This is a genomic window from Sphingobacterium corticibacterium (assembly GCF_004208525.1).
Lineage (GTDB): Bacteria > Bacteroidota > Bacteroidia > Sphingobacteriales > Sphingobacteriaceae > Sphingobacterium > Sphingobacterium corticibacterium.
This window is the reverse complement of the sequence record NZ_SGIT01000001.1, coordinates 851,571-867,114: the sequence shown is the minus strand read 5'-3', so window position 1 is coordinate 867,114 and position 15,544 is coordinate 851,571. Positions and strand designations below refer to the sequence as shown.

Here is a 15,544-nt window from a genome sequence, read left to right as displayed (position 1 = left end):
CTAATTTATTACTTTGTTTTATTCCTTTTTCCGCCAAAATTATATGTCAGCCCTAATGTAAATACAGCATTTCCTGCTTTTAAATAGGTGTTTTCCACCACGTTAAAATTAAAGCCGTTCGTATACTGTAGCTGAAAACCTCTATTCAATTCCATGCGCGTATAAAAAAGAGGTTCGATAAACAAGGCTTCTTCTGTTGGACTAGTTAAATCATTAATTGTAAAATCTTGCATGGCCACCCGGCTTGCACGAATAGCCGTACCATAATTTAATTCACGTGGCTTACCAAATATATTTAGTTTATTTCTCCGAGTAGATGAATAATTTACCTGTACAAAAATTTTATCAAAATCCATTGTCCTTGTTTCTACCGGCATCATACCTGTTGTAGAAGCCCGGCGATCGATTTCTGTGGAAGATCCGACGCCATAACCTGCATATACTTCCAGTGTTTGTCGTTTTTCCTTCCCCAAGTGCGTAAAATAGCCCAGAGCACCTTCTATTAGATACTGTTTAAATAGATTGTTTTTATTGTTGTTACCACCTTGGTCAAGGTAAGAGCCATTCGCGATCAACGCAATGTGATTTCCTACAGCCACGCCGCCGCTTCCACTTACATTACCTTTAATATTGGCATGAACAGCGGCATGCACCTCTCCTTTTCGCTGAAACATCGGTGTTGCCGGCACATTAGGCATATATATGGAACTACAGGATGCAAAAAATAACGTGAGCGACAGGGTGAAGACATATACAAATCGAATATACATAAGTTATTGTTCTTATGCTGTAGATAAGTAATTATTGTGCCAAAATTATCCCCGCTCTTTCTAATTCTACCTGCATCTCCTTTTGTAGCTTTGAGGCTTCTTCCCGCGCACGTTCCGCAAAGTCCTTTCCATTAGATGCATATATAATACCTCGGGTACTGTTTACCAACAAACCACACGCTTTGTTCATACCATATTTGCATACCTCTTGTAACGAACCTCCTTGTGCCCCAACACCTGGAACTAGCAAAAAATGGTCTGGCACATGTTCACGCACTTTCAAAAAGCCTTCTCCTCGAGTCGCTCCCACCACAAACATGGTATTTTCGGGAGTGCCCCATTCTTTCACTTTATCCAACACAACTTCAAATAATTCCACACCCGAGGCATTGGTAACGTTTTGAAAATCCTTACTTCCTAAATTAGATGTCAATGCTAGTACGATAGACCATTTATCTGGAATATCTAGAAAAGGAATAATCGAATCATGCCCCATATACGGTGCTATGGTAATCGCATCAAATCCTAACCCCGATGTATCTTGATCAAAAAATGCCTTTGCGTATCTGGTAGAAGTATTCCCGATGTCACCACGTTTAGCATCTGCGATGCTCAGGCAATTTTTGGGCAGGATTTCCCACGTTTTTTGTAGCGATTGCCATCCTTTTACGCCATAACATTCATAAAAGGCGATATTAGGCTTATACGCTACACAGAGATCTTCTGTCGCCTCAATTATTGCTTTATTAAAAGAAAATATAGGATCTTCATCGTCCAACAGGTGAGTCGGTATTTTAGTAATATCTGTATCCAATCCCACACACAAAAAGCTCTTTTTGATTTTTATTTGTTGAACTAATGCTGCTTTGGTCATGCTTATTTTTGAATTAATTCTGTAATGAAGTCAGACACCTCTACGCGGGCATAATCAGCCATACCCTCATGGCGTGTGGCAATATTTCCCGTTTTATCTAAAATGACTGTCGTGGGAATAGCTCCTCCCAACCATTCGCCCGGAATTTGACTTTCCGGATAATAAACGGGTAGATCCATACTGCCTTGCTGCATAAAGTCTCGCGCTTTCTCTTTTTCACCTTCAATTTCAACGATGAGGAAAACCACGTTATTATTGTCTTTGAATTTATCTTTCAACACCTGAATAGAAGGCATTTCCGCTTTACAAGGGGGGCACCAGGTTGCCCAAAAATTTAGGAAGACCACCTTTCCTTTTAAGTCCGGGATATGTACCACTTCTCCATTATCATCTGAAAAAGCAACGCCCGCATAATTGCTGCTCGCGGGTACCTCTGCTTCTGCGATCGGGGTCGGTTCCGGTTTTTCCAATTTAGGTTTAAACAAACCGATTTTCATCAACCCTTGCTGTACCCAGATGCGTCCACTGGGTAGAATTAATAAAATAATCAATCCCACGAAGATAACATTACCAACTATTTTCCAAACTTTCTTTTTATTCATATGTAAATAATTTGTTCTTTAAGGGCTATATGGAATACGCATGTGCGTTTGTGTTTTCGGAAACATAAGTATTTCATCTCAAGTTCCCCCGTTTAACGATCAAATTTCTCCAGTAATTTCAACAAGGTAGCAAAATCTTTCGGATATGGCGCTTCAAAATTGTATTCTTTTCCTTCCAGAGTAAAGCGGATTTGACGCGCATGCAACGCAAATCGTTTCATAATGGGCTGCTCTTCTTCTCCTTTTGCCATGGTAAAGCCTCTTTTTTTAATCTGAGACAAATAAACCGGTTTACCTCGGTACATCTCATCACCTACAATAGCAGCTCGCTGTGTAGCCAAATGGATACGAATCTGGTGCATACGTCCCGTAATCGGTTTACACTCAACGAGTGTAAAATGTCTAAAATACTGTATAGAATTAAAAATAGTTTCGGCGAGTTTTCCGTTAGCACGATCTATGGAGACATTTTTGTTCCCTTGGTTCAAAATAGGTAAATCTACGGATAGGTTGGTAAATGTATGCGTTCCGCGGATAATCGCATGGTATATTTTATCTACACGTCTCCGTTCGAATTCAATCGAGACCAACCGATATGTTTCCGGGTTCTTTGCCAATAAAAGCAGACCGGACGTATCTTTGTCCAAGCGGTGGCAAACCTGAGCATCCGGATAATATTTTTTTGCAAGACGCAAAATATTCACTTCATCCCCGCTCCGGTTGTCCAAAGAAGCTACAAACGGCGGTTTATTAATGACAATGAGGTTATCATCTTCAAAAATAATGAGATCTTGAAATTTCGGAAATTTAAATAAACGATTGTCACTTTTTTGCATAAACGCAAAAATACAGAAATCCCTTTAAGATCCTCGACTTCTATAACTTTTTATTAGCTTTGTCTCTTCAAACTACAAGCAATGTCCGTAAATAAAATAATCAAACGAGTAACCACAAACACCATCTTGGCGATGAAAGCAAATGGTGAAAAAGTCAGCATGCTCACGGCGTATGATTACTCTACTGCGCGTGCATTAGACGAAGCAGGTATCGACGTTTTATTGGTGGGAGATTCGGCGGCAAATGTTTTCGCAGGGTATGAAACCACGTTACCTATTACATTAGACCATATGATATACCACGCCAGTGCGGTAGCGAGAGGTGCAAAGCGGGCGTTGGTATTGGTTGACCTTCCTTTTGGTGAATATCAAGGTACAGCAGAAGATGCTTTCAAGTCGGCTGTTCGGATGATGAAAGAATCGGGCGCTCATGCGTTGAAACTGGAAGGCGGTGTCGAGATATTGGACAATATTAAGAAAATTATTGATGCGGGTATTCCTGTCTGTGGGCATTTAGGCCTGACACCGCAATCCATCAATAAATTCGGAACGTTTGGTGTCCGGGCACAAGAAGAAGCAGAAGCGGAAAAACTGAAATCGGATGCGTTGGCACTTCAAGAAATAGGATGCTTTGCTATTGTTTTGGAAAAAATACCGGCAAAACTTGCTACAGAAGTCAGTGAATCACTTTCCATCCCTACGATAGGCATTGGTGCAGGAAACGGATGTGATGGACAGGTATTGGTGGTTAATGATATGCTTGGATTCACCAAAGATTTCAAACCAAAATTCTTGAGACGTTATATGGAAATGTACGATGGTATCGTGGAAGCGGCGGCTAAATATGCAGAAGATGTGAAATCGGGGAATTACCCGAATGAATCTGAGCAATATTAAAAGATATGGCTTTTCTAAGATAGCGCAATGAAGATATTTATTATTATCGCTTTACTCGGACTTTTGCTATATCTTATAGCCCGAAGGTTTATGTTGACCAGTGGAGACGGTACATCTATCGTCCGGGCGAATCAGCGCCAGCATTTTGTCTTGATAGATACGTCATCCCTATTAATCAGCCGTGTGACAAAGAGTACATTACGCACAGTTGGAATCGGTTTTTTACTCCTTTTGATCGTCATCATTCTGGGGATGAAAATCAAAATATTGTGGATACTTATTCCATTAAGTCTTTATCTCATTGGTCAACTTTTTGTTTACACGAACCATATTAAATATACTAAGGATCAACGTATTTATTTTAATCTTGAAACTTATGAAGTCTTGTTGGACCATATTAAAGATCAGCCTCTTTCTTTTAATTTAATGCGTGATGTAGTAAGTGTATCCGAAGTAAAGTCCGTTCAAAAAAACCGAGATACCTTGTTTGGTTATTATAAGCTTCGTTTAAAACAAGATATTGTCGTCATTCCCTATCTTATTGAACAAAACCAAAACCAAGCGAACAAGCAATTCTTTACATATCTTCACGAAAAATTTAAGATCGAAGTAGAAAGTAGATTGTTTCCGATTATCTAATATCAATCATTAATAGCCTTCCATATCATATCTTTTAGCTGTTGGATATTTTTACCCGATACGGAAGATATGAAAATCGCAGGCATTCCTTTTGGTAGTGTTTCCGTCATCTCCGCTTCGAGTTCATCATCGAGCATATCAGACTTTGTAACTGCCAATAGGCGTGGTTTATCCATGAGCTCGGGATTATAAGCCGTTAATTCATTTAGTAAAATCTCGTATTCTTCGGCAATACTACGATCGGTATCCGCAGGAACCATAAATAATAGAACCGCATTACGTTCAATATGGCGTAAGAATCGGTGCCCTAAACCTTTGCCTTTTGAGGCTCCTTCGATGATTCCCGGAATATCCGCCATTACAAATGATCTATTGTCGCGGTAGCCAACAATCCCAAGATTTGGCACCAAGGTGGTAAACGGATAATCGGCAATTTCCGGTTTTGCTGCTGACACAACAGATAGCAACGTGGATTTTCCAGCGTTGGGGAAACCGACTAATCCAACATCTGCCAATACTTTCAATTCCAGTATAATCCATTGCTCTTTTCCTGGCATACCCGATTGTGCAAAGCGCGGCGTTTGCTGTGTAGCAGATTTAAAGTGCCAATTGCCTAATCCACCTTTCCCGCCAGGGGTCAATATCTTAGTTTCTCCATCTTCTGTAATATCAAACAGAATCTCACCAGTTTCGGCGTCCTTAGCAACCGTTCCTAGAGGGACTTCCAATATTTCATCTTTTCCGTTTGCCCCTGTACGCAACGCGCTTAATCCTGGCCCACCATTTTCCGCAATAATATGCTTACGATATTTTAAATGGAGTAATGTCCAGTGCTGTGAAGAACCTTTTAGGATGATATGGCCACCACGACCACCATCACCTCCATCTGGCCCACCTTTGGCGGTAAATTTATCCCGATGCAGGTGGGCCGAGCCGGCTCCTCCGTGCCCAGAGCGGCAACACACCTTCACATAATCCACGAAATTCGAGCCCTGAGCCATATTCTACTATATTACTTTTTATGTTTGGGAATTAATATGTATCAATAATCGCTGTCAACGACTGGAAAATTGCATCAATATCACCAATACCGTTTACTTTGGACAGTTTACCCTGTGCTTCATAATAGGGCAATACGTGTATGGTTTTATTAAAATACTCTTCAATACGTTTCGTCAACTTATCTGCAGCATCATCTGCACGACCAGATATTTCTTGACGTTTCGCGATACGCTCCTTTAATTCTTCTTCCGTTACGTCTAATGCCAATACACCTGTGATGTGTTCATTAATCGATTCCAAAAATTTATCTAAAGCTTCCGCCTGCGCTACCGTACGAGGGAATCCATCAAAAATAAATCCTTTTGCCTGTGGGTTTTTATTAATTTCTTCTTCCAGCATAGCGATGGTAATAGAGTCAGGAACAAGATTACCATCGGCAATAATTTGACTCACTTGCTGTCCCAAAGCAGTTTGGTCTTTGATATGAGCACGGAAAATATCACCAGTGGAGATATGAACCAATTGGTATTTTTCAATGAGTTTTTCTGATTGGGTACCTTTCCCTGCACCGGGAGGACCAAATAAGACGAGGTTTAGCATAAGTTGTTATTTTATGTTCAAAAAAAAGCCTAATCCCGATACAGAATTAGGCTTTACTTGTGCGCTCAAAGGGAGTCGAACCCCTAACCTCCTGATCCGTAGTCAGGTGCTCTATCCAGTTAAGCTATGAGCGCGGTAACCATCACATCTTGACATATAGTCTGTTTGCTTTGGTTTTCTTTGAGCCTCCTATCGGGATCGAACCAATGACCTACTGATTACAAGTCAGTTGCTCTACCAGCTGAGCTAAGGAGGCTTTCGAACCGTTTCCGATTCAGTGATGCAAATATCACAGTTCTATTTTTATTATGCAAGTACTTTTTGAAAAAACTCGTTATATAGAAGATAAAGGCCGAAGACACTGGCTATTACATTCCAGCGTATCCGCTTAAACGGCAAATAAACAGGTCATTTTGTCGTTTAATTGTATTTTTTAGCGACAAAATTTCCGAATAGATAGTTAAAATCAAAAAGGCACTTAAATTGTTTATCCATAAAACGAGATTAAACAAGCATTTGCAATAGATTAAAGAGATATTATTATATGAACTTTAACAATTATACAATCAAAGCACAGGAGGCTATTCAAAAAGCTTCCGAAATTGCAGCGGGTAATCAGCAACAAGCGATTGAATCCGCACATATATTAAAGGCACTCCTAACCGTGGATGAACACGTTATTGGGCATTTATTGAAAAAGCTAAATGTAAACACCAACTATCTGGAGACAGAGGTCGACAAACAAATTGCTTCTCTTCCTAAAGTAAGCGGAAGCAATGTATATCTCAGTAACACGTCTGCTTCGGTGTTACAAAAAGCCCAAAGTTATCTAAAAGAATTCAATGATGAATTTGTTTCCATTGAGCATATTCTTTTGGGACTTCTTTCTTCAAGTGATAAGACGGCTTCTTTGTTGAAGGATCAAGGCGTAAACGAGAAAGATCTCAAATTGGCTATCAAAGAGCTTAGAGGAAATAATCGTGTTACCGATCAAAATGCAGAGGCAACATACAATGCCCTTGGGAAATACGCGCGTAACCTCAATGAGTTTGCAGAATCCGGAAAACTGGATCCGGTTATCGGCCGTGATGAAGAAATTCGTCGTGTGATGCAGATTCTATCACGCCGAACAAAGAACAACCCGATTCTGGTTGGGGAGCCGGGTGTGGGTAAAACAGCTATTGCAGAAGGTATTGCCCACCGAATCATCAAAGGTGATGCACCTGAAAACCTGAAGTCTAAAACGGTGTTCTCGCTCGATATGGGGGCGCTTATCGCTGGAGCAAAATACAAAGGTGAGTTTGAAGAGCGTTTAAAAGCAGTCGTAAAAGAGGTGTCGGACAGCGCGGGGGAGATTATCCTTTTCATCGATGAAATCCACACCTTGGTGGGGGCTGGTGGTGGCGAAGGTGCTATGGATGCCGCAAACATCCTAAAACCCGCTCTAGCACGCGGCGAGCTTCGGGCAATTGGTGCGACAACACTGAATGAATACCAAAAGTATTTCGAAAAAGATAAAGCCTTAGAGCGCCGATTCCAAAAGGTCATGGTTGATGAGCCAGACACACAGGATGCTATTTCTATCCTCCGTGGATTAAAAGAAAGATATGAAACACACCATAAGGTGCGTATCCTGGACGAATCTATTATTGCAGCGGTTGAACTATCACAACGCTATATTACCGATAGATTCTTGCCGGATAAAGCAATTGACTTAATAGATGAAGCGGCCTCTAAACTACGGTTGGAGATGGATTCCGTACCGGAGGCAGTTGATGAATTGGAAAGACGCATCATGCAACTGGAAATTGAACGGGAGGCGATTAAGCGCGAGAACGACGAGAAAAAAGTGAAAGAACTTTCTGAAACTATCGCTAATCTTTCCAACGAACGGGATTCGTTAAAAGCAGCTTGGCAATCGGAGAAAGGCTTGGTCGACAAAGTTAACCAGGAAATCCAAAATATCGAAGATTACAAACTGGAAGCAGATCAAGCAGAACGTGCTGGCGATTACGGCAAGGTAGCTGAATTGCGTTATGGAAAAATTAAAGAGGCACAGGATAAAGTAGAAAATCTAAAAGCCGAACTTGCGGAAAAGCAACAGGATAGCCGTATGCTAAAAGAGGAAGTTACCTCCGAGGATATCGCGGACGTGGTATCTCGTTGGACAGGTATTCCAGTGAGCAAAATGGTACAGTCTGAACGTGAGAAATTACTTAATCTGGAAGAAGAATTGCACAAACGTGTTGCCGGTCAGGAAGAAGCGATTGAAGCGATCGCCGATGCCATCCGCCGTTCCAGGGCCGGATTGAGCGATGCGAAACGACCTATCGGTTCGTTCATCTTCCTTGGTACAACTGGGGTAGGTAAAACAGAACTTGCTAAGGCATTGGCCGAATTCCTGTTTGATGATGAACAAGCGATGGTGCGGATTGATATGTCGGAATATCAAGAACGACATGCGGTATCCAGGTTGATCGGTGCTCCTCCCGGATACATCGGTTACGAAGAAGGCGGGCAGTTAACGGAAGCCGTACGCCGTAGACCTTATTCAGTCGTCCTTTTGGATGAGATCGAGAAAGCCCACCCGGATGTATTCAATATCTTATTGCAAGTATTGGATGACGGACACTTAACGGACAACAAAGGACGTGTGGTCAACTTTAAGAATACGATCATCATCATGACGTCTAACACCGGGTCGCATATTATTCAGGAGAATTTCTCCAAATTGGATGACAGCAATCGCGATGAAGTGATTGCGAAAACCAAGGATGACGTATTTGAACTATTACAGAAGTCTATCAGACCGGAGTTTCTGAACCGTATTGATGAGGTGATCATGTTTACGCCATTGAGCCGGGATGAGATTGGCGATATCGTGCGTATGCAATTTCAAAGGATACAGAAGCAGCTTGCCGAACAGAACATTTTCTTGTCTGCCAGTGAAGATGCACTCGATTGGTTAGGTCAATTGGGCTACGATCCGGTATACGGCGCAAGACCACTAAAACGAGTAATTCAAAAACGTGTACTTAATGAACTCTCGAAAGAGATCCTTTCGGGTAAAGTAACGAGGGATTCCATGATACAACTGGATGTATTTGATGGTAAGTTTGTGTTTATGAATAAAAAAGACGGGGATCAATAATCCCTGTCTTTTATTCTTTAATACGCCATACGGAAATAGCGCCTAACAGCATAAATATCCCTCCTAGCATAATCCCGTATATCGGTTGGCTATCGAAAACATATTTAATAATCATACCTCCAAAAAAGCCACATATAATTTGCGGAAAGGTGATAAAGAAATTAAAGATTCCCATATATACACCCATCTTACGAGCAGGCAGGCTATCGCTCAAAATGGCGTAAGGCATCGAGAGAATGCTCCCCCAAGCTATGCCCACCCCTAGCATTGTTAATAACAAGATATTCGGCGAAGAAATAAAGAGTATCGAAATCAAGGAGATACCACCGATGACTAATCCGAACGCGTGTACTTTTGTTCGCCCAAATCGGTTAGCAAGCCGAGGTAAGAAAATAGCGTATATAGCCGATATCCCATTGTATACGCCAAAAAGTACCCCCACCCAATTGCCCGCTTCCGCATACAGACGGCTGCGCTCTCCATCCATCTTATAAAATACATGTTCTGCAATAGCCGGTGTCATATATACCCACATCATGAAAAGTGCAAACCAGGAAAAAAACTGTACCCATCCAAGCTTTTTCATCGTTAAGGGCATCCGTTTGAAATCTTGAAAGATCGCGCCCAAATTATGGCTGGATGAAGATTGCGTTTCTGCTTCCGTCTCTTCCTCCCCTACAAAAGACTCCAGTTCCTTCGGAGCATATTCTTTTGTGGTGAAAACAGTCCATAGAATGGTAGCGATCAATATGAATGCGCCAAAGTAAAACGAATAAATCACATTTTGAGGAACGATACCATCTCCCCCTTCAGCAGGGATATTTAAATATTCTGCAAATACATAAGGTAACCAAGAACCGACTACAGCCCCCACCCCTATTAAAACTGTCTGAACCGAAAAACCCAAGCTTCGCTGGGAACTGGGCAGATTATCACCTATCAGCGCACGGAACGGCTCCATGGTCACGTTAATGGACGCATCCATCAACATCAGCATACCGGCCCCGATCAATAACGGGGGCAGTATTGCTGTAAATAGGGCGATATTGGGCATGAGTACCAGCGCTATCGCTGTCAATATAGCGCCCACCAAAAAGAAAGGCCGTCGACGCCCCATCTTTGTCCAGGTACGATCACTATAGTGGCCGATAATCGGCTGCACAATCATCCCGGTAATCGGAGCTGCTAACCAAAACAAAGACAGATGCTCCACATCGGCACCAAACGTTTGTAGAATCCGGGAAGCATTACCGTTTTGCAAAGCAAACCCCATTTGGATACCCAAAAAGCCCATGCTCATATTGATAATCTGAGCAACAGTCAAAGTGGGTTTAACGCGTATATTGTTCATGAAAAGGTTTTAAGATTTCCATTCAGGTTCTATCAAAAGCTGTTCACCGTTAAATATAATACTAATTTCGGTATCAGACAGGTTTTTGACTTCAAAATCATCCTGGCTTACATTAATATACAACTTTGTTCCTCTATACTGCACGTGAAAAGCATAGCTTTGCCAGTTTTTAGGGATAAAAGTTTGAAAATGTAATTGACCATCGCGTACGCGCATACCTGCAAATCCCTCTACAATAGCCAGCCAGGTGCCCGCCATCGACGTGATGTGCAATCCATCTTCGGTATCGTTGTTATAATCGTCTAAATCAAGCCGGGCGGTGCGGAGGTAGAACTCATACGCCTTATCTTCTTTACCCAATTTGGCTGCGATAATCGCGTGCACACAAGGAGAAAGAGAACTTTCATGAACGGTTAACGGTTCGTAGAAATCATAATTACGACGAATAGTGTTCGTATCAAATTCATCTTCGAAGAAATATATGCCTTGCAGCACATCTGCCTGTTTAATATAACAAGAACGTAATATCCGATCCCAACTCCAGTGTTGATTTAAAGGTCGTACTCCCGCTGGTAGCTCCGCAACAGGGATCAATTCCTTATCCAAAAAACCATCTTGTTGTAGAAATACACCGCGGCCACTATCTTCAGGCAGGTACATATTATCTACGATATGTTGCCATAACGGACTTTCTTCCGCTTTAAAGTCCAATCTTGACAACAACTCGTATAAACGATCCTCGTGTAGTGTTTGCTCCTGTGCGATGACCTTCAATGTATAGCGTAAACACCATACAGCAATTTTGTTCGTATACCAGTTGTTGTTTACATTATTCTCATACTCATTCGGGCCGGTTACACCCAGCATCACATATTGCTGTTTCTGCTCGCTCCAATTGACGCGTTGTGCCCAAAAACGGCTGATACCGATCAACACTTCCAAACCGTGCGTAGAGAGATATTCGCTGTCGTCTGTATAACGGACATAGTTGTAAATAGCAAAGGCAATAGCACCGTTCCGATGGATTTCTTCAAACGTAATTTCCCATTCGTTGTGGCATTCTTCCCCGTTGATCGTGACCATTGGATACAAAGCCGCCCCATCACTAAATCCCAATTTGCCTGCATTTTCAATAGCTTTTTCCAAATGCTGATAACGGTAAAGCAGCAGATTACGGGCTACCTTGGGTTCTTGTGTCGCGAGATAAAAAGGTAAGCAATAGGCTTCGGTATCCCAATAAGTGACTCCACCGTATTTCTCTCCGGTAAAACCTTTCGGCCCGATATTTAACCTGGCGTCTTCGCCTGTATAGGTTTGGTTTAGCTGGAAAATATTAAACCGGATCGCTTGTTGTGCGGCAACATCTCCTTCAATCTGTATGTCACTTTCTTCCCAGATACGTGCCCACGCCTCTGTTTGTAGTTGTATCAGTTCATCATAGCTTTTGGAAGCAATTTTTTCCAGACTATTTTGTGCGGCTTCCGTTAGTTTATCCAGCGGATGGTTGAGGGAGCTGACCATCGCAACATATTTCTCCATGCGGATGGATTCGCCGGCTTTCAAATGCGCGTGCAACTCCTCGCCTACATAGAATTGTTCTTTTCTTTTTATACCCGATGATTGTGCAGTTCCGCCAACATAGCATACATTACGCAGGCGCGCCTCTACACGAAATGTTGTTTTTCTGGTTTCCTTCACCAACACGAGATCATCTTGGATGTCTTCCGCAATCGGCACCCAAAAACGCTCATCGTAGTTGCTGTCCCGATTCACGACGTCGCCATCTAAATAAGAACGTACGGCCACGTCGGCATCCGAGTTTAAAACGCGTAGCGTATATTGCAGTGATGCGGTATCCGATTGAAACAGATGATACATCCGTTTAGCCGTTATTTCCACCTCCTTTCCGTTTGGCATCTTTGCCCTAAACGTACGATAAAGTACACCAGCTTTCATGTCCAAACGGCGCTCGAAGCTTATGATTTCACATTGAGCCAAATCCAACGTTGTACCGTCTATCTGAATGTCCAGTCCAATCCATTGTACCGCATTGATGACTTTGGCAAAATATTCGGGGTAACCGTTCTTCCACCAGCCTACTCTTGTTTTATCTGGATAATAGACACCTGCCAGATACGAACCTTGCATCGTTTTTCCGGAATAGGCTTCCTCAAAATTCGCGCGCTGTCCCATCCGTCCGTTGCCAATGGAAAAAATGCTTTCCGAAAACTCGTTGTGCTCCGCTCTAAATTGATCTTCAATGATATGCCACGGATCGTGTATGATGTAATTCTTCATGCTCTTCGTTACTATTCACTTATCAATATTTCCGACAAATCGTCTACACGCGCATCGTAGTTCGTTAAGACATGAGATTTGTCTACGGCTATCACCTGCATCTTAGCAGCCTTTGCGGCTTCAATTCCTGCCTGGGCATCTTCCAGTACAACACATGCAGCGGGTTCGACACCGACCGATGTTGCTGCTTTTAAAAAGACTTCGGGGTCTGGTTTCGAGTTTTTGACGGCATTTCCGTCAATAATCGCATCGAAATAACGCAGGATACCGGTTTTCTCCAAAATCCGAACCGCATTTTTACTCGCCGAACCTAATGCTATCTTTTTATCTGTAGCTTTCAAATAGGTCAATAGATCTATTGTGCCCGGAAGCACATCCCCATCTTGCATATTTTCTACCAATTCGAGATACCAGGTATTTTTCAATGCCGCCAGCTGTTCTTTTTCTTCGGCAGGCACTTCCTTGTTTGCCCATTTTAAGATAAGATTCAGCGAGTCCACACGGCTGACACCCTTTAATTGCTCATTTTCCGCTTCCGTGAAGTCAAAATCAAACTGTTTGGCTAACCGCTTCCAGGCTTGGTAATGAAATACAGCAGTATCCACCAGCACCCCATCTAAATCAAATATGACAGCCGTTGCGTCGTCTATTATCTTTCTTGCGTTCATGTATTACTTTAATTCAAATACCAATGTTTGTTTCCCTTTCACCACCACATTTTCCGGCAAATTCAACGATTCACTTGTTAAAATATTCTTCATCTGTTTTGACTGTCCGATACCTTCGTCAAAACGTGCTAATACAACCGTCTGCTCTTCTTCGCTACAATTCATGATCACCATCACTTTTTCCTTATCGTTATAGCGGAAATACACATATACATCATTTTGCGGCGCATAGTGTAACAACTTGCCATCTTGCAAAGCCGTAGTCTGCTTTCTGTATTGCGCCAAGGTACGCACGTGATTAAACATATCGTTTTCAGCTTCTGTGCGTCCTTTGGCTGTAAACTTATTGACTTCATCTCCGGGGAAACCACCCTTAAAATCTTCCCGCACCAAACCATCTGGTCTGCTGAAGTTCTTCATTAAGATCTCTGCTCCATAGTACATCTGCGGAATACCGCGGTAGGTTAACAACCAGCTAAAAGCACTTTTATACTTTTCGATGTCTTCACCCACTGTTGAAAAGAAACGGTCCTTATCATGGTTATCGAGGAAGATCACATTTGCCAAAGGGTTTGGATACAGGTAGTCGCCACTTACGGTGCTATATAATTTGTTAGCACCATCTTTTTCCAGATTAAGTGCATCTCCGATAGCATAGTTTAATTGAAAATCCGTTACACCTTCCAATTTCGTATCGACATCCTGCCCTACTTTTTGACCACCCAAGAAATACGCCTGGTTCGGAACGGAGTGTACCCACGTTTCCCCAAAGAAGGAGAAATCGGGAAATTCCGCACGAATGGCATCTGTCCATTTCCCCATGAAAGCCAGATCATTGTAGGGATATGTATCGATACGAAAACCGTCTACGCCTGCTTCTTCAATCCACCAGATATGACTCTGTGTGATGTATTTCTGCATCTTTTCATTTTGGTGGTTCAAGTCGGGCATTGTTTCTACAAACCATCCTTTTTCCATCAGATCTTTGTCTGCCTGCGTTCCATACGGATCGAACATGGTCTGGTCTTTATAGGTTGTTTGCGTAAAGGTGTCCCATTCATGTAGCCAATCGGAAGACGGACGGTCAATCACTGTCCAGTGATGTAGCCCCACATGGTTCGGTACGACGTCATGAACCAGTTTCATGTTGCGCTTATGCAGTTCTTTTCCGAGTTCGCGATAGGTATCGACTGTTCCAAAGCGTGGATCTATTTCATAGTTTTCCGTGTTCGCATAACCGTGGTATGAATAACCCGGCATATCATTCGTCACGACAGGCGTCATCCAAAGAGCCGTGACACCTAAATCCTCAAGGTAATCCAGGTTGTTGATAATCCCTTGTAGATCGCCTCCGTGTCTGTAATACATGGAATCGCGATTTACCGCGGTTTCGCGCATGCCTTTTACGGAATCGTTACTAGGATCGCCGTTGGCAAACCGATCGGGCATGATCAAATAAATAAGATCTGACGCATGTACACCTTGTGCTTTAACCAGATTTTTGTCACGATTCTTCAACACATAGTCGCGCGTTAATACTTTCTTTCCGTTTTTGTATAACTCTATAGGATAGGTTCCCGCTTGCGCATTATTTAGAATTTCGACATCCAGGAAAAGGTAATTCGTATTTTCTACCTGGTGAACCTTTTTTAACTGCATGCCCGCCTTAGGCAATTTGACTTCACAATCACCGATATCCGAACCGTATAATACGAGCTGCAGTTCCGGATTATGCATACCTAACCACCAGTGTAGCGGTTCTGCCCGTTGTATGGATTGCCCTTGTGCAAAGGCAATCCATACGATAAAACAGGCACTGATTAAAACTTTCTTCAAGTTCATGAATATGGACATAT

13 protein-coding genes and 2 tRNA genes are annotated in these 15,544 nt (G+C 42.3%); 3 read left to right on the top strand and 12 right to left on the bottom strand.

Annotated elements, in window-relative coordinates:
• Positions 1–8: 8 nt before the first annotated feature.
• From EWE74_RS03610 to EWE74_RS03595, 4 genes are all read right to left on the bottom strand, one after another.
• On the bottom strand, positions 9–770 hold the full coding sequence (locus EWE74_RS03610; RefSeq protein WP_130140148.1) for a hypothetical protein: 762 nt from the start codon (positions 768–770) through the stop codon (positions 9–11).
• 31 nt (positions 771–801) lie between these two features.
• Positions 802–1,644 (bottom strand): orotidine-5'-phosphate decarboxylase, encoded by an 843-nt coding sequence (pyrF, locus tag EWE74_RS03605; RefSeq protein WP_130140147.1) that lies wholly within the window; start codon positions 1,642–1,644, stop codon positions 802–804.
• 2 nt (positions 1,645–1,646) lie between these two features.
• Positions 1,647–2,246: a TlpA family protein disulfide reductase gene (locus EWE74_RS03600; protein ID WP_130140146.1), complete on the bottom strand. Its 600-nt coding sequence runs from the start codon at positions 2,244–2,246 to the stop codon at positions 1,647–1,649.
• 92 nt (positions 2,247–2,338) lie between these two features.
• Positions 2,339–3,082 carry an RluA family pseudouridine synthase gene (locus tag EWE74_RS03595; protein WP_130140145.1) on the bottom strand — a complete coding sequence of 248 codons (744 nt, stop codon included), beginning with the start codon at positions 3,080–3,082 and terminating at the stop codon, positions 2,339–2,341.
• A gap of 81 nt (positions 3,083–3,163) precedes the next feature.
• On the opposite strand from EWE74_RS03595, the gene panB reads away from it, so the two are divergent.
• Together panB and EWE74_RS03585 are read left to right on the top strand one after the other, a co-directional pair.
• Positions 3,164–3,979 (top strand): 3-methyl-2-oxobutanoate hydroxymethyltransferase, encoded by an 816-nt coding sequence (gene panB / locus EWE74_RS03590; RefSeq protein WP_130140144.1) that lies wholly within the window; start codon positions 3,164–3,166, stop codon positions 3,977–3,979.
• Between the two features lie 27 nt (positions 3,980–4,006).
• Positions 4,007–4,618: a hypothetical protein gene (locus tag EWE74_RS03585; protein WP_130140143.1), complete on the top strand. Its 612-nt coding sequence runs from the start codon at positions 4,007–4,009 to the stop codon at positions 4,616–4,618.
• Between the two features lie 2 nt (positions 4,619–4,620).
• Here EWE74_RS03585 and obgE read toward each other — a convergent pair whose 3' ends face one another.
• From obgE to EWE74_RS03565, 4 genes are all read right to left on the bottom strand, one after another.
• Positions 4,621–5,619: a GTPase ObgE gene (gene obgE, locus EWE74_RS03580; RefSeq protein WP_130140142.1), complete on the bottom strand. Its 999-nt coding sequence runs from the start codon at positions 5,617–5,619 to the stop codon at positions 4,621–4,623.
• 31 nt (positions 5,620–5,650) lie between these two features.
• The gene (locus tag EWE74_RS03575; protein WP_130140141.1) at positions 5,651–6,220 is read right to left on the bottom strand and encodes an adenylate kinase; all 570 of its coding nucleotides are present in this window, start codon (positions 6,218–6,220) and stop codon (positions 5,651–5,653) included.
• Positions 6,221–6,280: 60 nt separating this feature from the next.
• Positions 6,281–6,354: transfer RNA gene (locus EWE74_RS03570), tRNA-Arg, on the bottom strand.
• A 49-nt stretch (positions 6,355–6,403) separates the two neighbouring features.
• Positions 6,404–6,476 (bottom strand) — tRNA-Thr (locus tag EWE74_RS03565).
• 288 nt (positions 6,477–6,764) lie between these two features.
• Here EWE74_RS03565 and clpB point away from each other — a divergent pair.
• Positions 6,765–9,371, top strand: a complete 2,607-nt coding sequence (gene clpB / locus EWE74_RS03560; RefSeq protein ID WP_130140140.1) for an ATP-dependent chaperone ClpB — start codon at positions 6,765–6,767, stop codon at positions 9,369–9,371.
• Positions 9,372–9,381: 10 nt separating this feature from the next.
• On the opposite strand, the gene EWE74_RS03555 is transcribed toward clpB, so the two are convergent.
• Genes EWE74_RS03555 through EWE74_RS03540 form a run of 4 tightly spaced genes read right to left on the bottom strand, consistent with a single transcriptional unit; the run spans position 9,382 to position 15,530 of the window.
• Entirely contained in the window at positions 9,382–10,722 is a 1,341-nt protein-coding gene (locus EWE74_RS03555; RefSeq protein WP_130140139.1) for an MFS transporter, read from the bottom strand.
• Positions 10,723–10,731: 9 nt separating this feature from the next.
• Positions 10,732–13,020, bottom strand: coding sequence for a family 65 glycosyl hydrolase domain-containing protein (locus EWE74_RS03550; RefSeq protein WP_130140138.1), 2,289 nt, complete (start codon positions 13,018–13,020; stop codon positions 10,732–10,734).
• Between the two features lie 11 nt (positions 13,021–13,031).
• Complete coding sequence (gene pgmB, locus EWE74_RS03545; protein WP_130140137.1) at positions 13,032–13,688, bottom strand: beta-phosphoglucomutase; 657 nt, start codon at positions 13,686–13,688, stop codon at positions 13,032–13,034.
• Between the two features lie 3 nt (positions 13,689–13,691).
• Positions 13,692–15,530 carry a glycoside hydrolase family 13 protein gene (locus EWE74_RS03540; RefSeq protein WP_130140136.1) on the bottom strand — a complete coding sequence of 613 codons (1,839 nt, stop codon included), beginning with the start codon at positions 15,528–15,530 and terminating at the stop codon, positions 13,692–13,694.
• Positions 15,531–15,544: the final 14 nt, after the last annotated feature.